18 protein-coding genes are annotated in these 24574 nt (G+C 41.6%); 9 read left to right on the forward strand and 9 right to left on the reverse strand.

Going from position 1 to position 24574, the window contains the following annotated elements:
• Positions 1–128 precede the first annotated feature (128 nt).
• The 5 genes from DP114_RS27855 to DP114_RS27875 all read right to left on the reverse strand — a co-directional run bounded on the left by DP114_RS27855 (position 129) and on the right by DP114_RS27875 (position 5528).
• Positions 129–575 carry an acyl-CoA thioesterase gene (locus tag DP114_RS27855; protein ID WP_169266715.1) on the reverse strand — a complete coding sequence of 149 codons (447 nt, stop codon included), beginning with the start codon at positions 573–575 and terminating at the stop codon, positions 129–131.
• A 236-nt stretch (positions 576–811) separates the two neighbouring features.
• Positions 812–1900 (reverse strand): T3SS effector HopA1 family protein, encoded by a 1089-nt coding sequence (locus DP114_RS27860; RefSeq protein ID WP_169266714.1) that lies wholly within the window; start codon positions 1898–1900, stop codon positions 812–814.
• A 147-nt stretch (positions 1901–2047) separates the two neighbouring features.
• Entirely contained in the window at positions 2048–3286 is a 1239-nt protein-coding gene (locus tag DP114_RS27865; RefSeq protein WP_169266713.1) for a phosphotransferase family protein, read from the reverse strand.
• A gap of 365 nt (positions 3287–3651) precedes the next feature.
• A complete protein-coding gene (locus DP114_RS27870; protein ID WP_171977664.1) occupies positions 3652–4293 on the reverse strand; it encodes a response regulator transcription factor in 642 nt (213 codons plus the stop codon).
• A complete protein-coding gene (locus DP114_RS27875; protein ID WP_246162839.1) occupies positions 4290–5528 on the reverse strand; it encodes a sensor histidine kinase in 1239 nt (412 codons plus the stop codon). Before DP114_RS27875 ends, DP114_RS27870 begins: the two co-directional genes overlap by 4 nt.
• Before the next feature lie 401 nt (positions 5529–5929).
• Between DP114_RS27875 and DP114_RS27880 the strand changes: the two genes are divergently transcribed.
• The 5 genes from DP114_RS27880 (at position 5930) to DP114_RS27900 (ending at position 15195) form a co-directional block, all read left to right on the forward strand.
• The gene (locus tag DP114_RS27880) at positions 5930–7615 is read left to right on the forward strand and encodes an efflux RND transporter periplasmic adaptor subunit (protein WP_171977665.1); all 1686 of its coding nucleotides are present in this window, start codon (positions 5930–5932) and stop codon (positions 7613–7615) included.
• Positions 7612–10809 carry an efflux RND transporter permease subunit gene (locus DP114_RS27885; RefSeq protein ID WP_171977666.1) on the forward strand — a complete coding sequence of 1066 codons (3198 nt, stop codon included), beginning with the start codon at positions 7612–7614 and terminating at the stop codon, positions 10807–10809. Before DP114_RS27880 ends, DP114_RS27885 begins: the two co-directional genes overlap by 4 nt.
• Positions 10810–10911: 102 nt before the next feature.
• Positions 10912–11727 (forward strand): hypothetical protein, encoded by an 816-nt coding sequence (locus DP114_RS27890; RefSeq protein ID WP_169266708.1) that lies wholly within the window; start codon positions 10912–10914, stop codon positions 11725–11727.
• 168 nt (positions 11728–11895) lie between these two features.
• Positions 11896–15009, forward strand: a complete 3114-nt coding sequence (locus DP114_RS27895) for an efflux RND transporter permease subunit (RefSeq protein ID WP_171977667.1) — start codon at positions 11896–11898, stop codon at positions 15007–15009.
• Between the two features lie 42 nt (positions 15010–15051).
• Positions 15052–15195: a hypothetical protein gene (locus DP114_RS27900; protein WP_169266706.1), complete on the forward strand. Its 144-nt coding sequence runs from the start codon at positions 15052–15054 to the stop codon at positions 15193–15195.
• Positions 15196–15339: 144 nt separating this feature from the next.
• Here the strand turns inward: DP114_RS27900 and DP114_RS27905 are convergent, their stop codons facing one another.
• The 3 genes from DP114_RS27905 to DP114_RS27915 all read right to left on the reverse strand — a co-directional run bounded on the left by DP114_RS27905 (position 15340) and on the right by DP114_RS27915 (position 19996).
• On the reverse strand, positions 15340–17310 hold the full coding sequence (locus DP114_RS27905) for a VWD domain-containing protein (protein ID WP_169266705.1): 1971 nt from the start codon (positions 17308–17310) through the stop codon (positions 15340–15342).
• Positions 17311–18057: 747 nt separating this feature from the next.
• Complete coding sequence (locus tag DP114_RS27910) at positions 18058–18879, reverse strand: hypothetical protein (RefSeq protein ID WP_172195309.1); 822 nt, start codon at positions 18877–18879, stop codon at positions 18058–18060.
• An 838-nt stretch (positions 18880–19717) separates the two neighbouring features.
• Positions 19718–19996, reverse strand: coding sequence for a hypothetical protein (locus DP114_RS27915; RefSeq protein WP_169266703.1), 279 nt, complete (start codon positions 19994–19996; stop codon positions 19718–19720).
• Between the two features lie 369 nt (positions 19997–20365).
• Here DP114_RS27915 and DP114_RS27920 point away from each other — a divergent pair, with 369 nt between their 5' ends.
• Positions 20366–20857, forward strand: a complete 492-nt coding sequence (locus DP114_RS27920) for a hypothetical protein (RefSeq protein ID WP_169266702.1) — start codon at positions 20366–20368, stop codon at positions 20855–20857.
• 8 nt (positions 20858–20865) lie between these two features.
• Positions 20866–21318 carry a hypothetical protein gene (locus DP114_RS35430; protein ID WP_169266701.1) on the forward strand — a complete coding sequence of 151 codons (453 nt, stop codon included), beginning with the start codon at positions 20866–20868 and terminating at the stop codon, positions 21316–21318.
• A gap of 73 nt (positions 21319–21391) precedes the next feature.
• On the opposite strand, the gene DP114_RS27930 is transcribed toward DP114_RS35430, so the two are convergent.
• Entirely contained in the window at positions 21392–21706 is a 315-nt protein-coding gene (locus DP114_RS27930; RefSeq protein WP_169266700.1) for a TMEM14 family protein, read from the reverse strand.
• Positions 21707–21794: 88 nt separating this feature from the next.
• Between DP114_RS27930 and DP114_RS27935 the strand changes: the two genes are divergently transcribed.
• A complete protein-coding gene (locus tag DP114_RS27935) occupies positions 21795–23132 on the forward strand; it encodes an ATP-binding protein (RefSeq protein ID WP_171977668.1) in 1338 nt (445 codons plus the stop codon).
• Between the two features lie 145 nt (positions 23133–23277).
• Complete coding sequence (locus DP114_RS27940) at positions 23278–24564, forward strand: tellurite resistance TerB C-terminal domain-containing protein (RefSeq protein ID WP_171977669.1); 1287 nt, start codon at positions 23278–23280, stop codon at positions 24562–24564.
• The last annotated feature ends 10 nt before the right edge of the window (positions 24565–24574 follow it).

Raw genomic sequence — 24574 nt, forward strand, 5'->3', positions numbered from 1 at the left:
ATTGCAGCATCCCAATGCGTGTGAAAGTAGTGCGAGCCGGAAAGGTCGCTAGTCATTGTACAACATTTGGGATGCTACCAGAAAAATTGGAAAATCAAAATCTCTTTTAACTTTTGAGTGTTGACTTTTTAAATAACCTCTCTTGACTTTCTTCTCTCTGCGCTCTCTGCGCCTCTCTTGTTCATCTCCAACCATTCCTTCATATTTTCTGGTAACTCTGTTTTCGTTCTGCTACTTGTCTCAATACAAACGTGCCTAGTCACTGCCTTACCAGCGATCACCTCACCAACTATCACCTCAGAAGCCACTTCAAATTTGTCAACACTAAGCTGTTGAGGCATTAACCTAATAACCAAATTGTCTCCACAATATAGTGGACGAAAAAAGTCCACATTAGCATGAACAATTGGAAAAGCTACAGAAGGATTCGTGAAAAAATCTTTGAGATTAATGCCAGAGATAACTAGAGACTCTTCATAAGCCTCATGACAAATACTCAAGAGATTAGCAAAGTAAACTACCCCAGCAGCATCAGTGTCTTGAAAGCGAATGGTGCGGTTATATATAAAGGCCATAATTCAAGCCAAAGTTCAAACCAAAGTTCAAAAAAATATAGCAAACAAATAGCCTGCTACAGTAAACAATTTTACACCGCAATCATCTGTTTTATAGCATTTGCCAGGTAGATTAGGACATAAACTAACGAGAAAATACGGACACCACGAGATTATGAAGCCTATTCCCCTTTTCCTGTTCCCTGTTTCCTGCGATGCACTGAGCGTGGTCGTTGTGTTCCCTGTTCCCTGCTATATCAGTTCAAGGGGTAATAAATATCCTCAGAGCAAGGATTGAGGTAAGGACGCTGTAAATCAATACCAAGCCGAGTAAAATGTGAGTCAATTGCCTTCATCCGCTGATCAGTTGAATCGTTATCTTGTTGCCAAACTTCCAACAAAGCATTCGCTACGATTTGACAGCGGTTCATCCCAAAACTTTCCTGTGCAGCAAATTTTTGACTAAGTTCTTCAGCTAAACTCAACCCAGGTGCTAAAAACTTGGTAAACAAGGGGATTTCTGTGTGGAAATGAGATTGATGTTCTGCATAGACACTTCTTAGGACTTTTCGCACTGCTGGATAGTCTTCACGTTCAAAGGATAGCACTCCTGAATCATAGCGCCCATAAGCAGCCCGATTGTGTAACACCTGAAAACAAAAAGGAATTGCAGCAGCGTTCAATTGTTGTGTCAGGCTATCCATAAGGGCTAAGGCACCCATTGGAGTAACATTAAAGTAAATTCGCCCTGCCCCCAAATCAGTATCCGGGTTAGTCTGCAAATCCTGTCCGACATTGCTAAGCGCTATGTAAAAGCCGTTTTGTAGTCGATTTTTAGGCATCCATATATTTATCAAATCTCCTACCTTGGCAGTTGGCGTTGATGGTTCTAGATTGTGATTGTACTCAACATACAACGTCAAACCACCTTTGCTCACTGCAATACTACCATCTGGTTCCCGTCGCAACAATTGCCAATCAGGATCAAAGTAGCCTATTCCATGATTACTGGTATGTAGTAACTCGTAAAATTGCCAATCCATCTCTAAGATAGAATGGCTTTCTAAGTTTTTATGTGGCAAATCATGAGCGACATCACTACTGAGTGACAACGTGGTTTGCAGAGAACCATTGTAATAAATACCGTGAACAAAATTCCGCAATAGTAGAGCAAGATACTTGTGTTGTAATGCTGGCGAATTTTGTCGAAATCGCTCTGCTATTTTAGATGGTAGGGCAAAGGGTTGATATTTTGGATGGCGAATGCAAAAGTTGGATTGAATTTCGATATTGGTAGCAATATCCAATAGACAATTTAGCAGTGGTTTGGTAGAAGACTCTAGCATTATCAGTTACCAGTTATCAGTTATCAGTTACCAGTTATCAGTTATCAGTTACCAGTTACCAGTTACCAGTTATCAGTTACAACAGGAAATACGGATATGTTTCTTCTGTTTACTGTTCACTGTTCACTGATTTCGCTGTTCACTGTTTTAACAACCGCGCAGACGAGTTTTGTTATAATAAAGACGAAGCAAATTCTTCTGTTTTTTTGGATAATGAAGTTGAACAAATTTTGCAAACAGCTTTAGGATTTCTGACTCTGTGATCCCAAAAACAGTCAATACAGACTCTTGTGGTCTACTGAGTAAGCTTTGAGCAAATTTGAACATACAAAGACTGGAGTTATCAAAGTATTTGTGAAAGTTTATTTTTTCCTTGATTCGATGAAGTAGAACTAAACCCGCAAATTGGATAACTCGTTGAACAAATTCACAACGATACTCAAGAATCACTGGAAAAGTATCAAGATAAGCTATAATAAGAGTTAGTAGTGAAGGTTGGATAACTTCCAATGGAATCGCTGCCAGAAGTAATGACTCTTCTAACTCAAGAGTAGGATCTACGACTAGGCTTTCTAACCAAAGCGTTAAGTAGCTTGCCACTAAAGTTCCCAAATCAAAAGCTGGATCTCCCCAGGAACAAGCTTCCCAATCAATGAGTCGTATAAGACAGTTGTCTAACTTCTCCCATCTTGAATGCACTAAAACATTTTCCAATTTCAGATCATTATGAGTTAAGCAGCAAGGATTCCATTCATACGCCAATTCTGCAATTGCTGCTTCTAGACTCTCATAACGTTGATAAAGAGTGTAGAATTCCAGCGCCTCTGTAGGAACATTGCCAAAAATTTCCGGTTCAATTGACCCTATCCCTTGCGCTGGATTATAAAATTGATAGCGAAACTGTCCTTCAGGAGCAGTTGCCATAAAATCACGATACTCCGGGCGGTTGAAAGTGGCACGATGTAGTGATCCTAAACTAGTACCAATAGCGCTTGCGATCGCTTTTGGAAAATGCAAATTTTTTTGATAAAAACTTGCGAGTTCAAAATACTCCTTGAGGTAGTGACGAACAAGAATAGATTCTTCTTGCTCAAAATGCACTACCAAAGATGCCGCAGCAGAAATATTTCCTAACACTGGAAACTGCTGAAGTAGTTGATGAAACAACCACTCATTCCAAAACTCATGTGGATTTTCGTTATTATCAACACATCGTTCTTGCTTAACCAGTAGCTTCTGATTTCCAGGCAGAGTAACTAGTAAATTTAAATTTTTTTGACTCGTTTGCGGGAGTTCAGAATAGGAATTTGTACCTTCTTCTGAGCTACACAGACCTGCTTGATGCAGATAATGAATAACATTATGAGAAGACAGTGAAAGTACCATGTCTTATTTCCTAAAGCGTAAAATTGTTCCTGAAACCACTATTTCAGTATTAGCTTTACTTCAGTGGTCTTCAGTAGATATTTATGACTCGTGCAAATATCAATAACGATTAGCACAATCTACTAATATCCGATTTATCAAAAATAAACCTGCCAAAATGGCAGTACTATTATGACTATTGCTTTAAATTTTGCTCAATGCTCAGTCAATTCTTTTAAACGACGTTGTAGAATAATTCGCGCTATTATTATCGCCAGTACTAGCTGACTTGAAAATAGAACACAGAACTCAGAACACACAATACAGAACTCAAAACAGAGAAGAAACGAGAAATTTTCATCTGTCTTGGTGTACGCAGTTCATGATCACTCCTTAAACAGAGAATGGGCGAGCAGTGCTGCTTGAGTGCGATCGCGCAAATTTAACCGACTCAGAATATTAGTCACATAGTTCTTGACAGTGTTCTCTGAGAGGAAAAGCGACTGCGCAATTTCACGGTTATTCGATCCAGAAGCCATTAAACGCAACACATCCAACTCTCGGCGTGTAAGTTGCGCCAATTCTGGCGGTTGTGTAACCGACGGGGCTGATTCTGGAACCGACATGAGTGCTTTTTCAAACAATCCAGGACCAAGTTGAGTATGTCCTTTGCAGACTGCACGAATAGCTAATGCGAGTTCATCTGGTTCAGTGTCCTTGAGCAAGTAGCCCTTAGCGCCTACCCGCATCGCTTGCGAGACGTACCCATCATCATCGAAAGTTGTTAATACTAGTACTTTTGTGTTGGGATATTGTTGAGCGATCGCCCCAGTCGCCGCAACTCCATCCATCACGGGCATCCGGATATCCATTAGTACAATATCCGGTTTTAGAATAGAGATTTGTTCCAGCGCTCGTTGTCCATTTTCCGCCTCACCGACAACTTGCATATCACTATTACACTCTAAGAGACTTTTAAGTCCCTGACGGATGAGAAGTTGATCATCGACTAACAAGATCCGAATCATAGCAAGACGTTTGATAATGGAATAGAAACACAGACACGGCAACCTTTTCCTGGTTGGCTCTGGAGAAGAAACTCAGCGCCTAACGCCACTGCTCGTTCTCGCATCCCCTGTAGTCCAAACCCAGTTGTATTTTGAGTTGGGTTAAACCCTTTACCATTGTCCTCAATGGAAAGATCAAGTATCCCAGCTTGATGCTGTAACTGAATATTCACAGCCGTTGCCTGTGCATGCTTGTAAATATTTGTGAGCGATTCTTGCACAATGCGGTAAACCGTTGTATTTGTTTCTGTTGGTAAGGATAATGGTAAAGAAATTTTGCTAGACAGTTCAATTCCTGTGGAGTGCTGAAAATCCTTCAGCAGTTTTTCAATTGCTGATTCAAGTAATAGTCCTTGTAGCGGGTTTGAGCGCAACACTGAAACTGAGCGCCGGATTTCCACCAACGCGTCAGCCCCTAGTTGCTTCGCTTGTTTGAGAAACGTTAATGCCTTTGCATTATTGGATTGCCAGAACAGCAGCGCATTATTCATCTGAATGGTTTGAGCAGCTAGGGTGTGTCCAAGTCCATCGTGAATTTCGCGAGCAATGCGGTTACGTTCTTGCAAAGTTGCCTGATCTTCAATTCGCAACGCATACTGTCGCAATTGCTCATGCGTCGTTTCTAATTCCTTGTGGACGATTTCCAATTGCTCTCGACTTTGTCGCTCTGCCAGCAAGGCATTAATCAATAATAAAGCAAATACCAGCGTCAAGCTATACAACAACACAGAACTCAATCGCCAATCCCATACAGCGACTTTATATTTCTCAGGAATGATGGGTTTTGAAAGAAGCAGTGTTGCATTGCACAGGAAAGCTAAAATCAACACAACCAACTGTCCCTTTTGCCTAAACACCAAACAACTCCGCATCACCAGCACTAGACACAATAGGAAAACAGAGCGAGTTGATAAGCCTTCTTTAGTTGCAGCTAACACAATTAAGCCGAATTCTAAAGCAGTGTAAACCAATTTTACTCCCAATTTCTTAGTTGGCAGTTTTAAGCCCATCAAACCGAAAGCAGCGATGATCAGAACTCGCAGCAGCAACTGCCAAGACAACTGGAACGGAAACATCACTTCCATAAACACTGATGTGCCTAACAACAGCCATTCCAGATAAAGCAACAGACGAAACGATTGGTAGCTTGGGCGAACCATAGGACTGTCTAAAACCAACAACCAAACAAAGAGCACTACTGGTATTATCCTGATTTTAAGAAAAGTACTGCGCCAACAAAGAACGTTGGAAACCTTAAACTTTTTGCAAAAGTCAACAGGAGTGAACATAAAACCACAGTAACCGTAGTAACCGTAGGGTGGGCACTGCCAATAACCTAAAAATAAGGTTTTGAGCGAACCCTAGGCAGTGCCCACCCTACAAAATTGCTAGTTATTTATCTGTATCTATCCTTGGTTCTAAATATCCATTAATCATACTTTTGCAAGAAGTCTATTCTCTTCAACTCTTACAAAATTGTTACCAGTATCGATAGAGTTTTTTCTACTAATTCTCTTTCTGGACTAGGAAAAAAGTCATATCAGTTTTAGTAATTTATGACTGATCAGCTTAGGAATCCTGCTTCATGTAAACATTCATGTCAATTTCTAAAATTGACATAGTGAATGCGGAGATTTCGCCATCAACCATAAACTTAAACCAATTGGAGGCTCTGGTGCTCGATAACATTCCCAAGGAGAGTTTAGCCCAAAATCACTCAGCGGAAAGTCACTCAGTAGAACATCACTTAGAATTCAAGCAAGATCCTCCATCTAAGAAGCGGACTGGTTTAGTTTTCCTCATCGGTTTGGTGTTGCTCGCTACCCTGGGCTTTCTTGGTTACCGTACGTTTTTTGCCAAGCCCAATAAAACTGAAACATCTGAAAAGTCCCAAAGGTCTGGACGTAAAGGACGATCTATGATCACTCCTGTAACCGTCGCCAAAGTCGGCCAAAAAACAGTTCCGGTGCAATTGCAGGCAATTGGTAATGTTCAAGCGGAGTCTACCGTATCGGTGACACCCCAGATTGGTGGAAAAATTACCGGAGTGTTTTTCAAAAAAGGTCAGGAGGTGAAAAAAGGGCAACTCCTGTTCACACTGGATGATCAAACACAAAGGGCAGCCATCCAACAAGCTCAAGGAACTGTCGCCAAGGACTTGGCACTGGTACAGCAAGCCAGAGCAAACTTAGCCAAAGATCAAGGGCTGGTAGAGCAAGCCAGAGCTACGTTAGCCAAAGATCAAGGGCTGGTACAGCAAGCAAGAGTGACGTCAGCCAAAGACCAAGCACTGGTGCGACAAGCTGAGGCGACTTTGGCAAAGGATCAAGCGCAAGCACAATACGCACAAGCACAAAGTAATCGTTACACGAACTTGTACAAGCAGGGTGCTGTTAGTCAGGATCAAGCTCAGCAATACTCTACTAGTAGTCAGGTTAATGTGGCAACGCTTCGGGCAGATAGAGAGGCGATCGCCAACGCTCAAGAAGTCGTCAAGAGCGATCAAGTCGCAATCAAGAACGCTCAAGAAGTCGTCAAAAGCGATCAAGTCGCAATCAAGAATGCTCAAGAAGTCGTCAAGGGCGATCAAGCAGCAATCCAGAATGCACAGGCAGTTGTCGCTTCCGATCAAGGAGCATTAAAAAACACCCAAGTGCAACTTTCTTACGCCAAAATATACGCCCCAATCTCCGGTCAAGCTGGAGATATTTTGGTAACTCAAGGCAATGTAGTTGCAGCCAATAGTACGAGTCCCCTTTTGACAATCTCCCAGATTCGCCCAATTCAGGTTTCTTTTTCAGTTCCAGAAACGCAACTACCGGAAATTCAAAAGTACGCGAGCAATAACAAGCTGGCAGTGGATGTTACTATCCCCAACACCAATCGTCAGATACGGGGTCTTTTGGCATTTATCAATAATACAGTCGATAACAGCACTGGAACCATTAAACTTATAGGCCAGTTTGATAATGCTCAAGGGCAACTATGGCCTGGTCAATATGTGAACACAACACTAACGCTGAGGACACAACCGAATGCGATCGTTGTTCCTTCGCAAGCAGTTCAGAATGGACCCAATGGTCAGTTTGTCTTCGTTGTCAAGCCTGATAATACGGTAGAAAATGTCCCCGTGACTGTTAGCAGTATGATGAACGGTCTAAACGTTATCGAGAAAGGGCTGCAACCAGGTCAAACAGTTGTAACTGACGGTCAGGCGAATCTTATTTCTGGTAGTAAGGTACGAGTCAAATCCGCCTCCAAACAAGCAGGAGGCGCTTCATGAACCTCTCGCAACTATTCATCCGTCGCCCCATCATGACGACTTTGGTTATGGCGGCTATTCTCATCTTCGGTTTGATGAGTTATCGCTTGCTGCCAATCAGCGACTTACCCAGCGTTGATTATCCTACCATTCAGGTGTCAGCGGCGCGACCAGGAGCTAGCCCGGAAACAATGGCATCTTCTGTTGCCCGTCCTTTAGAAAAGCAGTTTTCTAGTATTGCTGGACTTGATTCTCTCAACTCAACCAGCACGTTAGGTAGCACCCAAATTACGCTCCAGTTCAACCTCAGTCGAAACATCGACGATGCGGCTCAGGATGTGCAAGCGGCGATATCAGCAGCGTCTGGACAAATTCCTAACGATTTACCTAACCCCCCATCTTACAGCAAGGTCAACCCCGCTGATCAGCCGATTCTTTACTTATATATAACCTCACCAACTTTGCCGCTTTCTAAGGTAGATAACTATGCTCAAACGTATTTAGCACAAAAGCTCTCTACAATCAACGGGGTGGCTCAGGTACAGGTTTACGGTTCCCAAAAGTATGCAGCTCGTATTCAACTTGATCCTGAGAAATTAGCAAGTCAGCAGATTGGACTTGATCAAGTAGAAACTGTAATACAACAAGGAAACGTAAATTTACCGACAGGTAGTATTTCGGGCAAGAACAAAAATTTTACAGTCCAAGCAAACGGTCAACTACAAGATGCGGCTGCTTATCGCTCTCTGATTGTCGCCTACCGCAATGGTGCGCCAATTTACCTTGAACAACTCGGTCGAATTATTGACAGTGTCCAAAATGACAAGGTGGCAAGCTGGTATAATAATACCCGCGCTATCATTTTGACCATTCAACGGCAACCAGGTACAAATACGGTACAAGTTGTAGACACAATCAAGGAATCGTTGCCAAAGTTGAGTGAGCAAATTCCGAAATCAGTTGAAATAGGGATTTTCTATGATGCATCCCAGTCAATTCGAGAGTCAGTAGATGATGTCAGATTTACTCTGGTTTTGACAATTGGTCTGGTGATTTTGGTAATATTCCTATTTCTGCGGAATCTCTCAGCGACGGTGATTCCCAGTTTGGCATTACCTGTATCGCTGATTGCGACTTTTGCAGCGATGTACATGTTGGGTTACTCGCTGGATAACTTATCAATGATGGCGTTGACGCTTTCGGTGGGTTTTGTTGTTGATGATGCGATCGTCATGTTGGAAAACATCGTTCGCCACATGGAAATGGGTGAATCTCGTCTAGAAGCTGCCTTAAACGGTTCTAGAGAAATCAGTTTTACCATCTTGTCGATGACAATTTCACTGGTGGCGGTTTTTATTCCAATGCTGTTCATGGGTGGAGTGTTGGGACGACTGTTCCACGAATTCGCGGTAACGATCGCCGTCGCAATTTTGGTGTCTGGGTTTGTTTCCCTCTCCCTGACTCCGATGCTATGTAGTCGCTTTGTAGGCGCACCCAATCACGAAAATCAAAGCCGTCTGTATCGTGCTTCAGAGTATGTGTTTGACCGCTTCTTAGCTGTTTACGATTGGACCTTAAAAATAGCTTTAAAGTTTCACCTGACCACAATGATTTTGTCTGGTGTGCTTTTTCTTGTCACTATTTATCTGTTTATTGCTGTTCCGAAAGGATTTATTCCTAGTGAAGATACAGGACAAATTATCGCAACAACACAGGCAGCACAGGATGCTTCTTTTGATAACTTAGTCCGTCACCAGCAAGAAGTGGTGAATCTGATTCGGCAAAACCCGAATGTCGATGCGGTTAATTCTAACATTGGTCCTGGTTCCAGTGCGAGCGGTAGCGGGGGAGCAGTTCCAGGGAACTCTGGGAACTTGTTGATTCGCCTGAAGGAGCGATCGCATCGCCACAAAAGCGCAGATCAAATCGTCCAAGAACTGCGAAGCCAGCTAGCAAGTGTCCCAGGGATTAAAGTCTTCTTACAAAATCCCCCTGCCATTCCCATCGGAACACAACAGACAACAGGACTATATCAGCTTGCGCTCCAGAGTACTGAGGTCCAATCCTTAGAAAAATACGTTCCGCAACTAGTCGCCCAGATGCAAAATCTCCCAGAACTCCTGGATGTCAACAGCGACTTGCAAATTGCGCCCCAAATTAAAATTAATATCGACCGTGATAAAGCGTCAGCTCTTGGCATTACCGCCGAACAAATCGAAAACACTTTAAAAAACGCCTATGGCGCTTATCAAGTGTCAACCATTTACGCCGCTAGTGACCAGTACGAAGTCATATTAGAACTAGAACCGGAGTACCAACAAGATCCAAACGCTTTAATGAAGCTCTACGTTAACACCAGTACTAGCACAAACTCTACTACGAACACCAGTACTAGCACCACTACGAACACCGCTACTAGCAACAACACAAATTCTACCAGTAGTCAAGCAGTTCCTCTGAGTACATTTGCCACAATATCCCAAGGTGTTGGACCACTAATGGTCAATCACTTTGGTCGGATGAATGCTGCGACGATTTCCTTTAACTTAGCACCAGAAGCATCCCTGGGAGGAGCCACTCAAACCATAGAAGAACTCGTGCATAAAGTGATTCCCGCTAGCATCACAACAAGCTTCCAGGGAGCAAGTGAGGTATTCCAATCTTCACTGCCGAGTTTAGGATTGTTGCTAGCCGTCGCTATTTTGGTCATTTATCTAATTCTCGGTATCCTCTACGAAGATTTTATACATCCTTTAACAATTCTTTCTGGTTTGCCTTCCGCTGGATTTGGTGCGTTATTAACATTATTAATTTTTCACGTCGAGTTGAACGTTTATTCATTCATCGGCATCATCCTCTTGGTAGGTATCGTTAAGAAAAACGGGATTATGATGGTGGACTTCGCCATAGAAGCGCAGCGAAACGAAGGCAAAAGTCCGTTTGATGCCATCTATGAAGCTTGTTTGATTCGGTTCCGTCCGATCATGATGACGACAATGGCAGCTTTAATGGGAACATTACCAATCGCCCTAGGTTATGGTGCAGGTTCTGAATCTCGGCGTCCTCTGGGAATTGCCGTTGTTGGTGGATTAGTGTTTTCTCAGATATTGACGCTGTATTTAACACCAGTCTTTTTTACATACATGGAAGCTTGGCGGAAAAAACTTAGACAGGTGAAGTTTCGTCGGGTTTCTTCGTTTACAGGAAGTCGGTAAGAATGAAACAGACCTTTATAAGAAATAACTCCACACTTTCAGGTTAAAAGCGATGTGTAATGATGTAAGTCAAGCAACACTTTAACTATAGTAAAGCTTAAAATGAGCGAGCAAGAAATGACTTGGGAGGAATGGCTAGAAGAGTTATCTGTGGCTTCAGGTGGGCATATTGACTACTGGTTACTTGACGAAGAATCAGCAAAAGCTCACCACCCTAACCTCTATGAATATTACAAGATAGGATATGACGTTAACGATCTAATCAGTGAGCGACTAATGAGTTATGAAGGAGACGTGTTGATATGGCTAGACCCGGATGACTCTGGTGATATAGATGGTGATATAGATGAAAATCAATTAGATGCAATATTATCAAACACTGAGTTTTATAAAACCTTTTCTGAAGAAAATTCTAATCTAAAAGTTTTAAACAGCCTTAACATAGCTGAGGAAAAATTACGAATAACTCTTAAAAAGCAGATTTATATTGCTGCGATAACTTGCCTTGAAACTTACTTATCTGATGCATTGATCAATACAGTCTTATCGAATGATAAGTATATTAAATCTTTCTTTTATTCATTCAAGGATTTTAAGGAACAAAAAATTAGCCTGAATGAACTGTTTAATTATGCTCAAAATGCGGAAGAAATCGCCAAAAAAGCAATGTTGAATTTAATTTATCATAATCTGCCTAAAATTAGCAGTCTGTACAAAGCCATACTTGATATATCATTCCCAGACTTTTCCAAAGTTCAGAAAGACATAGTAAATAGACATGATTTAGTGCATCGAAATGGAAAAACCAAAAAAGGGGAACATATTGTTATCAACGAGAAATTTGTTTATGAGGTTATCTGTAGAATAGAAAATTTTGTTAATGAGATTGACCAAAAGTTAAACAGCCTTCCTGAATAGGATGTAAACACCTTCCTCCTCTTCTCTTTCTTTTCTTGGCGTCCTTGGCGCCTTGGCGGTTCGTTTTTCATCATTTTTTGTAAGTCCTAAATTTTATATTTTAACTTCATATTTGGCAACATCATCCACGCCAAACTTTAAAAGAAAAAATCTGCGAGATCAAAACTCATGAACCTTTCAGAACTCTTTATCCGCCGTCCCGTCATGACAACCCTAGTCATGATAGGTATCGTCATCTTCGGTCTCATGAGTTATGCACTCTTACCAATTAGCGCCTTGCCTCATGTAGAATATCCCTTCATTTCCGTCTCCGCCAGTTTACCCGGTGCGACACCCGAAACAATGGCATCTTCCGTTGCTTCACCCCTAGAAAGACAATTTTCCAGCATAGCCGGACTCAATTCCTTCAACTCCACCAGTTCAACAGGCAGTACCAACATCTCCCTGCAATTCGACTTCAGCCGCAGCGTGAATGATGTTGCCAAAGATGTCCAAGCAGCAATCTCAGCAGCAGCAGGACAATTGCCACCAGGTATGCCCAAACCACCTACCTACCGCAAAGTCAACCCGTCGGTTGCACCTATTCTCTACCTCTACATGTATTCCGAAACACTCCCTATCTCCACAGTGGACGAATACGCAGAGATTACAGTCGGTCAGCCAATCTCTATGATTGATGGCGTTGCTCAAGTACAAGTATACGGTCAGCAGCAATATGCTGTTCGCGTCCAAGTTGATCCACAAAAATTGACAACGCGGGGAATTGGGCTAAATCAGGTTAGGAATGCGATCGCCCAATCAAATGTAAACCTACCAACTGGCAGTCTTTCTGACCGTAACAAAACTTACACAATCCAAGCAAACGGTCAACTCACGAATGCAGCTGCCTATCGTTCACTCATTATCAGCTATAAAAACGGCGCACCTGTAAGACTCCAAGACGTGGGGCAGGTGATTGACAGCGTACAAAATGATAAAGTTTTGAATCTCTACAACGGCATTCATTCGATTGTTCTAGCTGTACAGCCTCAACCAGATGCCAACACAGTGGAAATTGTCGATACCATCAAGGAACTCCTACCCACTCTGCGCGAACAGGTTCCCAAATCACTTGAGATGGGCATCATGTACGATCGCTCTGAATCAATCCGCGCTTCCGTTGATGACGTAAAATTCACCTTATTTCTATCAGTTTGTTTGGTTGTCGTAGTCATCTTCCTATTTTTACGTGATCTCTCTGCCACACTCATTCCCAGTCTCGCACTCCCTGTGGCACTCATCGGCACATTTGCCGTAATGTATCTGTCGGGCTATTCTCTGGATAATATCTCACTGATGGCATTAACGCTCTCAGTCGGCTTTGTTGTTGATGATGCAGTCGTTGTGTTGGAAAACATCGTTCGTCACCGCGAAATGGGTGAATCTCCACTGGAAGCGGCGTTCAATGGCTCGCGAGAAATCAGCTTCACAATTGTGTCGATGACGTTATCGCTGGTGGCGGTGTTCATCCCCCTGATATTCATGGGTGGATTAATTGGTCGGTTGTTTCATGAATTTGCCGTCACAATTGCCGTTGCGATTTTGGTGTCGGGATTCGTTTCCCTCAGCCTCACCCCAATGCTGTGCAGTCGATTCATCCGTCCACCAAGTCATCAGCATCAAAGCCGTCTGTATCGTGCTTCGGAGCGTGTCTTTGATTTACTGTTGCGGGGGTATGAGTGGAGTCTCAAGCCATTTTTTAGATACCGCCTGACAACACTCATCGGTTCAGTTATTCTCTTAGCGTTGACAGTCTACTTATTTGTCCTTGTTCCTAAGGGATTCATCCCCACAGAGGATACTGGGCAAATCATGGGAAACACGCGAGCAGCACAAGACATATCCTTTGATGCTATGCTAACTCACCAGCAGAAAGTCGTTGACATCATTCGTCGAGACCCCAATGTAGAAGCAGTTGACTCTATTGTGGGTGCGAGTGGACCCAATGCTGCTGTCAACTCCGGTCGAATTACGATTCTGTTGAAGCCGCGTTCCCAACGCCGTCTCAATTCCGACCAAATCATTCAAGAAATGCGCCCTAAGTTAACGCGTATACCGGGCATCCAAGTGTTTTTACGCTCTCCACCAGCTATTCCTATTGGTGGTCAACAAACTAATTCATCATACCAGTTTACATTGCAAAGTCTTGACCTGCAACAACTTCGCCAATACGTTCCTATACTGAAAGATAAAATTAAAGCACTACCAGGATTCCGCGATGTTGACAGTGATTTAGAACTAAGTACTCCGCAGTTACAAGTCGAGATTGACCACAAAAAAGCAGCAACGCTTGGTATTACGGCAGAACAAGTCGAACAAACACTCGGCGCTGCTTATGGTTCTAGCCAAATTTCAAAAATCTATACCCCAGACGATCAGTTTTATGTGATTCTGGAACTAGAGCCGCAGTATCAGCACGATCCGAACTCTCTATCGCTACTTTATGTCCAATCGAGTAATGGACAACTGGTTCCTTTAACGGCGATCGCCCGCATCACCCAAGGAGTCAGTCCCCTCACCGTCAAACACGTTGCTCAACTCCCTTCTGCTACTATCTCTTTCGATGTAACACCAGGAATGTCTCTGAGTCAAGCGACAGATACCATCAAGCAACTCGCTAGTCAGATTCTGCCTCAAAGCATTACTACCAACTTTCAGGGTTCGGCACAAGTCTTTCAACAGTCTTTCAATGATTTAGGCTGGCTGTTGCTTGTGTCGATTGTGGTGATTTATCTGATTCTGGGTATCCTCTATGAGGATTTCATTCACCCCATAACCATTCTTTCTGGTTTGCCTTCGGCTGGCTGTGGTGCTTTGTTAACACTGTTGATTTTCGATGTCGAGTTAAATCTCTACTCCTTTATCGGAATCATTTTGCTAGTAGGTATCGTTAAGAAAAACGGCATTATGTTGGTAGACTTCGCGATTGAAGCCCAGCGACGAGAAGGGAAAAATTCCTTTGATGCCATCTACGAAGCCTGCTTGGTTCGCTTCCGTCCGATTATGATGACAACAATGGCAGCTTTGATGGGGACAATACCAATTGCGTTGGGGACGGGTTCCGGTTCTGAAGCGCGTCGTCCTTTGGGGATTGCGATCGTCGGGGGATTAGTGTTCTCTCAGATTTTGACGCTTTACTTGACTCCAGTGTTCTACACTTACATGGAAGAATGGCGGAAAAAGCTTGGTCAACCTAAGTTTCCGAGATTTTTTTCTCGCAAGAAAGTTAAGCACTTGGGCTAAAATTTCAGCCCAGGCTTTGCTCATAAAGGAATACGGTTGGTGATGCAACGGGTAAAACATCTGGGAAGCAACATTGAGTTGACCAAAGCAAGACGGATGAATCAAAATACTATTGACGGCAGAGTGTACAAAAGCGAAAGATGGAAATATGATGCGATTGGCAATGCGACGAACACGTGTCCGTAAGGACTCAGGGACTCACCAATCACTGTAGATTTAGAATTGCTGAGCGTAATTATGCACACACTACGCGTAAACGCAGAGTGTGCCGTAGATATACGCATAGCATCTGAGCAGAAGATACACTAGGAAGATCGCTCCGAAAGGTCTTTATAAGCAACCTACAATAGGTGCGCAAACTTTAGGTTTAACCCGCTCTATTGTGTTATCAATGACTCGTTGGGATGTAGGAATGTTTAAACCAGGGAAAAGTGTGTTAAGGGTTTCTACGTAGCTATTGATTTCCGCTGTAGCGCGAGCAAACTCAGAAAATCCTGTGAATCCAACATCAAAAATACACCCCTCCATCATATCTTGAGTAACCTTCGCCGCTTCACATGCAGAACGCGCTTTTTTTACCTGTTCTGAAGACAACATTTCTAGTTTGAGATATTTGTCTGGGAATTTGCGATCTGTATAATTCTCTGTGGTCTTATTAGGCAAATAATCAAACAGTGACTCTTTTTGACTAATGCGCCAACTATTGGCAAAATCCTTGTAAAGTTGGTCAAAATAAAGTTTTTCGGCTGCATTTAAGGAAACAGGAAGTTGCCCAACTCCGACTAGGTTTAACACCTGCTTTACATCCCCATAAGTTGATTTTGAAGATAAAACACCCCCACCACGAATTTTTTGGTCATCCTTGGGATTACCATTGACATTACCGAGTAAACCACTATAGCGCTCAGGTTGTGAATCCAACACGAAAGGTGAGACGTTGAAATAGAAATTACCTCCAACTTGGGCTGTGTCTACTACAACTTTCTCACCTGTAGAGAAATTGACTACATAGGTATCACCACTTTTAGCTATAGTGTTACCACCTGGTAGTGATAGAGAATCACCTTGAATGACAGTTGGTTTGCCATTAATTCTTAGAGGAGTGCTGGTATTAGAGTCAGGAAACTCTTTTGAATAAAATGCCACACGGTCACTACCCACTTTCATGGCTACAGCACTATTCAGTGAGAGTGATGAATTGACAGGCGCATGACGTACTTGAACTTCAAATTTACCATCGTTAGATTTAACAACGATGAATTCTCCAACTGTCTGAAAGCTGTAGCTTAATCCATCAAAGGTTATCAAGTGAGGATCACCATAACTCTTCCCTTGTTTCAATTGTCCATTGGGTCTATTTGATTGATTTGGTGTCTTGTCACAATTAGGTGGGTTTTGCTGGGTTTTTATAAATTTTCTAAATGATTCTCTACGGGTTTTACCACCTCTTTTATAGATAGCAGTACTAATTCCGGACATCAAACTCGTCCAGCTATCTTCTTGCAAGGGATCTCCTACCTTGCGACTCAGCCGATCTTGTGGTCTTGATGCTCCTCTAGTGTAAAAAGTGACACTTTCATCAGGATTTCGTTCAAATCCAAACTCGCGCGAACCATATTCTGGATGGGAACCAGTTTTAGGTGTTTTAATAGTGCTAAACACGAAATTTGAGTCACTACGGTCGCTTAGTACGACGCTGCCGTTATCTGGTCCATAAATGTCGATATCTATGATATCTCCAAGCTTGGGAGCCTCACTGCGTCGGCGTTTAAACTCATTAATCTCGTCGAAGCGTGGGTTACTGACTGTTCCATTAAGATCTCTTAGCATTTCGCCAAGAAAACTTTCCGGCGTCACTCCTTGGGGCATCCTATTGAATGTGATTTTATACTCGTCATAAATATATTCCCCTGAACCGTCGGCGATTGGCTGTAGCTCAGCTTTTGCACCTGTAAGAGCAGTTTGTACTTCGCGAGGAAGACCATTAGGTCTGCTCAATTGCAATAATCGTTTGTATGATTCAGATTTACACGGATCAAAATTAGATTCATTGGGATTTTGAGTTAAGTAGGTTGAATTGGAAACAGAAAGAGTGCTGTCTAGGATGGATGGCTTTGAAAGTTTTTGAGACAGAAAGTCAAGTGCCTTGTGTGTGTCATCATAACCAGCTTCAATTTGTATAGCGGACGGAGTTGTCGCCACCACACGAGCGGATAACAACGTGCTTGGAGTGAAGAAAGAAGCTACTAGGGCAACAATGAAGCTGATGATGGCAAAGATAACAAAGCGAATCCGAGGCATAAATTACCTACTCTATTCTTGTAGCTTATTTATTGACGCAAAGTATTACTTAATACAGCCATGACGACTTGAGTATGCAGGATCAATTTGATTGCAACTACCTGAAAGTTAAGCTCCTAATTTGAACATTTATAGATTAATCTGAGGTTGGACGCAGAATTTACGTAAATAATGAAAAAACTTTACATTGACGTTTACACTAGCGTGAGCGCCCTACAAAATTTATCAGAGATTTTGAAGCTATAAGTTTCTAAAATTAGGAGGCTCAGAATGACGAAATGTAATGATTTTCTCCTGAATAAACAAAGGGTTTTATTGTCTGCTTGAGTTAATGAAAAACCAATTTAACCGCTGTAATTGACTTATACTTTGCTATGTATCCCCCTTCTTCTTCTTAGGAAGGTCGAGTTAATGCTGAAAACCGAGCAAAAGATTATAGCAAGTACGCGATTGAGAAATGTGCCCGGAGAAAATAATGTACTGAACAAGGTTGCAATCAATCTTGCAAGAGTAAACGTAACACGTAAATTTGTAGCAGACCACAGATATAGCTCAAACCCTGTGGTATAAACACATTGGCGTTGCTGAACCAAAATATGAATCTATGTGTAGAGACTTTATATGTAACGTCTCTACAGTTTTTTTACATGTTACAAAAAAGTTACATTTATAATTCATGACAAAATTCAGCAACGCCAACAAAATGTATCAGAAAATCGCTTATAACAGCAAAAACACAATCCCTTTTTAAATACAAGATTTTTCTACCAAATTTTGAACCTCATTCCACCAATTAGTTAATTCAGTATGCACTTTCTCTGGTATTATTATTTTATTATTCAGATCAGTAGGACTTCCACCAAACTTAATTGGGTGAATCTCATGAATTTCCATCTTCGTCCCCATTACTTTTTTATCAAGTGACGACGGGTTAATTCTGCGTATGTCTTTACGTATATTTCGATTAGTTGTGTTTGCTAAGCTTCTAGCTTTAGCATACTCTGCTTTTGATAGCAACCGAAAAGGTCCTTGTGGTCTAGGTACACCGCTTATATCAGGATATTTTTTCAGAGCCTTAGCCAACGCCCAATCGATCAAAAACTCACCACCTGCCTCTTTTATCCAAGTAATAAACGGAGCAGCGGTAGTGGCTTTAGGAGGTGTGCCTTCAATTACACCTAAAACACTCTCAGTCAAAGAGTTAGCAACTTTGTTAACAGATGCAGCAGTACAGAGAGTTTGCTGAGTCTGTTGCATAGTTCCTATGAAGTCACTCGCAACAGCTTCTCTAGTGAACCAGGATATGGTACTTGCAATCGTTACCAATACGGTGGCTGCGGTATAAGCCATCTTAAAAGGCTCTGCTATCCCACCACGAATTGAACAACTGCGAGATGTTATTTCAATATTTGTCTTCTGTAACATTGTCGCTTGCTCCTTCCAATCATCGGGTAGCCAAATGAAATAAAGATTGAAAATTTTTGAAAATTTAATCCACTTACTACAACTATCAGGCTCAACAGAAAAGCTCGTATCACCGAAAGTTAAGTAATTTGGAATCAAAAACAAGGATTAATTTTTTGTGACCTTTTCTGTCTACAACGCAACTTCAAAAAAGAGATTTTTGGGCAAAATTCCAAAATCATTTCTGGAAAAGCGCCTAATTCTAGCTGTCTATAACTCAACAAAGCTAAGTAAGATAAAAGGCACTTCTATCTTCTATCCTTTAACCATTGCCACACTCTCCATAATCATCTACGGCTTTTAGGTCTTAAACTAGAAAACACTTAGTTCGTACGTTGGTACTACTTATAGATAGAATGTACAAATTTTTAGGAAGAGTTATCTATTAACCCTTTGAACTACGTTTAAAGCCAGACTTATAACTTTAATATTGATAATTTTCAACCAAGTCGTTTGACAAAACACAATAGAGTACACCATGGGACACACCTACATTTAAAATGCACATACCAGTGTTCAAAAGATAGTCCTACTCATTCACAAGTAGAACTCAGTTAATAAGCTGAACTCAAGTAAAACCTAAATCAGAAAAGTTGCAGAACTTTCACGTTTACTCGCAACATTTCTTTACTGTCAATACACTTGAGTTTTTATGCTTATAGATTTCTTCTTTCTAGATTGAATTGTTTTATTGAATTGTTTTCTGTAAACTCTGAGAACTAGAAAATCTTAGATTTCTATAAGGTACATACATTATTACCTTAAATTTTTGCTGGAGAAATTTGTGTGGCTAGCACCACACAAAATCTTCATAAAAACTAGCACTTTAGAACGTGTTTATAAAGCAACTATGAATAACTTGATACGTGAATTTGTCAATACTATCTTCTACTCAATATATAGTAATTATTTAGCACAAGAATATTTCACCCGCTTCTCAACCTCAACCCCCATCAAACAGCTGATGCAACAAAGCCACCTCACCAACACCTTGCGACTCCAACCCATCCGCACCAACAACATGAGAACACACAGCACTTAACTGCATCAAATTCTCCAAAGCAATCACAACCGCCTCCGCATCCGGACTCCGCTTCAACCGCGCCTTCGTCTTCTTCTTCCCCTCACAACAAATCTGGTCTTTCGTATTGATGCTATGACGAGTCGCACACAAGTCCAGACAAATATAATCTTCCTTTTCACCCAAAGGCGTAATAGCCACCTTCCCCGTCCTCAACCCCTCACGAAACTCCCAATATATACAACTGAGACTTTCGGTTAAAAAACAAAGAACGCTCATCACTCTTATCACAAAAACAGCAACCACTTGCATTCATCATCCACCAGAAAGCAAACTTGCCAACGTCCCGGAGATTGCAATTGTTGGCGGATTGGTGTTCTCTCAGATTTTGACTCTCTACTTGACTCCTGTGTTCTACACCGACATGGAAGAATGGCGCAAACAGCTTGGTCAACCTAAGTTTCCGAAAATTTTCTTTCGGAAGAAAGCCAAGCACTTGGGCTGATTTATAAAACTTAGTACGTATAATATTACGTATAGCTCCGAGTTTGCAAAGCAAGTCCTTATTCTATGGTTATCAGCGGTAAAGATGGTATTTACAGTGATGAGTTGATTAGTGCGACTGAGTTGAATCGCCAGCCTGGTCGCGTTTTGGATATAGCTTTAAAGCATCCAGTGACTATCACTCGCAACGAGCATGCCTTTGCACTGCTGCGGCGAGATGAAATGGCGGGGTATATTAAAGCAGCCGCTATGACCAAAACTGTAGTTAAGATTCTTAATATTGCTTATCAATTGAGCCAGGGAAAAGAGATTGCTTCCGACCACGAATATAGATGGATGAAAGCGTTTGAGGCCGAAGAGTTAAATGAACTGGTCGCAGAGATAATTAATGCATGTAGTGTAGGTTCTGATACTGGTAATTGGAACTCGCTCGATATCGTGATACATGAGTGGCACGAAAGTGCTATTGCAATTAGTAGTCCAGAACTGGAGAAAGCTTTCAGTGACGATGACGACGAGGTGTCATTGACTCCACCGACTACTAGCGTGATTGGGTAGTGAGCCAGATGACCCAACTATGTGTGACATTTACTACTTTTTCTTCTAATGTAGTGCCGCCAGAAGAACCACTCTCCAAACCGCAAACAGATATATCTACATCTACATCTGCTAAAGAAATTGAAGAAAACCCACATGCAGAGCCGTCTAAAGCCGCTGAAATAGCAACAGTGCCACACTGGCTAGTGGTGGCAAAGAATCGACGGGTGAATCGAGACTGGGAATTATTACTGTCGCGTGCGCCGGAAAATGCTACTCGTTGTTATGAGGATTTATCTACCGCCCCTATGACTAGGAAACCTGGGCGCGTTTTTCCATTGAAAGGCAAACGCTATAAGGGTGCATGGGAATACGAAGTCACCAAGGGAGATAGGGGATTTTATGTCCCTGACGCTCAACAGCAGAAAGTAGTTGTTTACTATGCAGGAGAGCATCCTAAAAATGCTCCCCTGCCTGAATAGCGATATCGCTCTTTTTTGATCTAGAAATATAGTGCACAACGTCAAAAACCAATACTGGTTATAACTTAGACGCTTACGCTACCATCTGATTGACCATCATCGCTAATGCTACCAAACCCAAAATAGCCATGACTCCCGCAGGCATAAACTTGCGTGTTTTCACTAGTCTAATTCCAAAAGTTATGACTAAAACAGCGGTGATCGCAGCTGCTAACGTCAAACCCCAAGTTTGTCCTTGGAACTGGACAAAAGCAGCAATAATCAGTAGTAAGCCACTGATACCACCACTGATAAGAGAAACTTTGCTATTCGCTTTACGGTAGCCGATGATGCCACCAACCAGAGCCACAACGCCGTAGGCAAGAGCTGTAACAATACCTAAAGTCATTATTAAAAACCTATGTAGATTTTGATTTTGCTGCAACCATCAGCAGACAATTTACCATAGCTATTAAGCTATATCACTCTTTTGATAAATGGATAATCAAGCGAACACAAAAGTTCAATTCCTCCAGCGCGAAGCTGCATCCCTCTTACTCTACCAATCGGTCCTCCAAAGTGAAGTCGGGAGGGCATATCTTGACCTATTGCAAGCAATACGCTACACTGATGCCGATGGACAAGGTTGTCTCCAAGCATACGGCAATTACTTCAGGTGCTTGGCTGCTAAACATCAAAACTGGGAGGAATATCTGATTACTCAAATTCTCAGAGCAGATAATCCTTTTACTCAACTTGCTCAACAACAAGAATTTGAAAATCTCCCTCCAGCTTTAGTCGCAGCAGCTGAGCATGATTTACGAGCGTTGCAAAGTCTTGATGAGTGTGGCAGCGCTATTTTGAGTCAGTGGGTGCAAGAAGTAGCTCATTTAAGCGTTTCACCAGTCGTATGGTATGTAGAGCAAAATCGAGTCGCAAGAGTTCACGAATTTCCACTTATAGAGAAGTTACAACAGCTGGAAAATTGGGCTGATGCTGTGAAAGAATTGGCAGCGTATTATCGCCAGTTTGGTACAGGTTTATTTGCAGAGTATAAAGCTGCGCGTTGGCAAGGTGGGGAGTTTATCCCAATACGCTATTGTGATCCAATTGAGTTAAATCAACTTGTGGGTTACGAGTCGCAAAAAGAAGCATTGTTGAAAAACACAGAGTTTTTATTATCTGGACAGGTGGCGCTGCACGTCTTGCTTTACGGTAGTCGCGGTTCGGGAAAATCTTCTTTGGTGAAAGCTTTACTGAATGAGTATGGCAATTCCAATTTACGCTTACTGGAAGTAGCCAAATCTGACTTGAAAGACTTACCAAAAATTGTGGAACAGTTACGAAGTGTGCCACAAAAGTTTATCATCTTTGTTGATGACCTGTCTTTTGAAGAAGACGATGATGCTTTCAAAGCACTCAAAGTGGTTTTGGAAGGCAATTTAACCGCACGTTCTCAAAACATTGTAGTCTATGCAACATCTAACCGCCGCCACTTAATTCGAGAGTTTTTTGCAGATAGACCATCTCCCAGAGACAACGACGAAGTTCATGCATGGGATACCATGCAAGAGAAGCTATCTTTTAGCGATCGCTTTGGTTTAACCTTGACCTTTGAAGGTGCTGATCAGAAAACTTACTTACAAATTATCCGGCATCTTGCGGCACAAGCTGAAATTGATATGAGTCAAGAAGATTTGGAACATCAAGCTTTACAATGGGCAACTCGGCATAATGGTCGTTCTGGAAGAACAGCAAGACAATTTGTTGATTTCTTAAAAGCAGATTTGACTGTGTCTAGTTCAACCCATCATGCAGCAAACACAGAATCATAAAAGAAAGACATTTCGTTTTTAATTTTTCCGTTTTCTCGACTCTAATGTTAAAAATAATAACACCTATAGCTTGAAAGGCGACAATGTGAGACTCCTTAACTGAAAAAATATTTAGAATGATTTGGCTATGTTAAAAACAAGCAATATGCAATCAGCGATCGTGAGTAATCGACTTATTATAGGTATAGTTGCCTTTGGCGTTAGTTTTGGTCTGAGTCTCGTCCTTAGCTGGGATTTTAATAAAGCCTTTCTCACAGGTCTAGTGACTGTACCTGCTACGTATCTATCAGCTTTATTTGTAGACAAGCGCAAAAGAAATTATGAAATGCTGATTTTAGATTCTCTACAGAGGCGAATTAGAGATCTTGAGGGACTAAAGTCTCGCATTGTCACAGAAGTTAACCAACTTGAAGCGCATAACGCTTTACTGCATGCAGAGTCAAGCAATTTACAAAATCAAGTTATAGAACGACGTAACCAGAGAGATACTCTTAATAGAGATATAGGCGTTTATATAATAGAAAAAAAACAGTTACAAGCAAAAATAAACTATTTACAAAATGAACTTAGCGCAATTGAGGAATCAAAAGTAGAACTTAATAATACCTTTTCGACATTAACCGCTGAAAAACGGCGTTTAGAATTAAACTCTAATATTTCACGTTCTGAAATTATTCAACTGCAAGCTCAAATCAGCGAACTTCAGCAGCAAAAGCAAGAATCAGAAAACAGCTTAATTCTGCTGAATCGGCTTAAGCCTCAACTAGAAGAAAAATTATACGAGTTGCGAGTCCAAATACAAGAGGTTGAAATCCAAGAAAACCAGCAAAAGCAACTCATGTTAGAGAGAAAAACTGAGAAAGAACATATAGAAGTAAGCCTGAATGCTTTGCAAACCGAATTAACAGAACAACAAACTCAACTACAACACTTACTCGGGCAAGTTACATTGTTGCAGGAAGAACGTGACCAATTGCAAAGCCAAGTTTGGGAACTTCTCCACCAAATTGAAACCCTGACAACTCAAGAAAAATTTAATGAAAACGAACAGGAAGAGGACGAAGATTTATTTCCTTTTTCTGAATTACTAGAATCCTTAGAGCCAAAAAATACTACCACTGTATCAGAAAATGTTCCCGAAGAATGGAGGAAATTTAGCGAACAGCTACAGGGTTATGAAATTCGGGTATTAAAAGCTATCCTAGAGCAAGACAACCCTTATCCTGTCATTAAAAAGATAGCTGAAGAAAATATTACAATGCCAAATCTACTAATTGATTCAATAAATGAACTTGCTAATGATACTATTGGTGAATTGATAATAGATTCGAGTTCAGAAACGCCAGAAATTTATGAGGAATATAAAACAAACGTCAAAAACATACTTGCCATGTATGAATATAAAATGACTGAAGAAACCTCACTCAACTAAAATTCAGTAC

The sequence above is a fragment of the Brasilonema sennae CENA114 genome (assembly GCF_006968745.1).
Taxonomy (GTDB): domain Bacteria; phylum Cyanobacteriota; class Cyanobacteriia; order Cyanobacteriales; family Nostocaceae; genus Brasilonema; species Brasilonema sennae.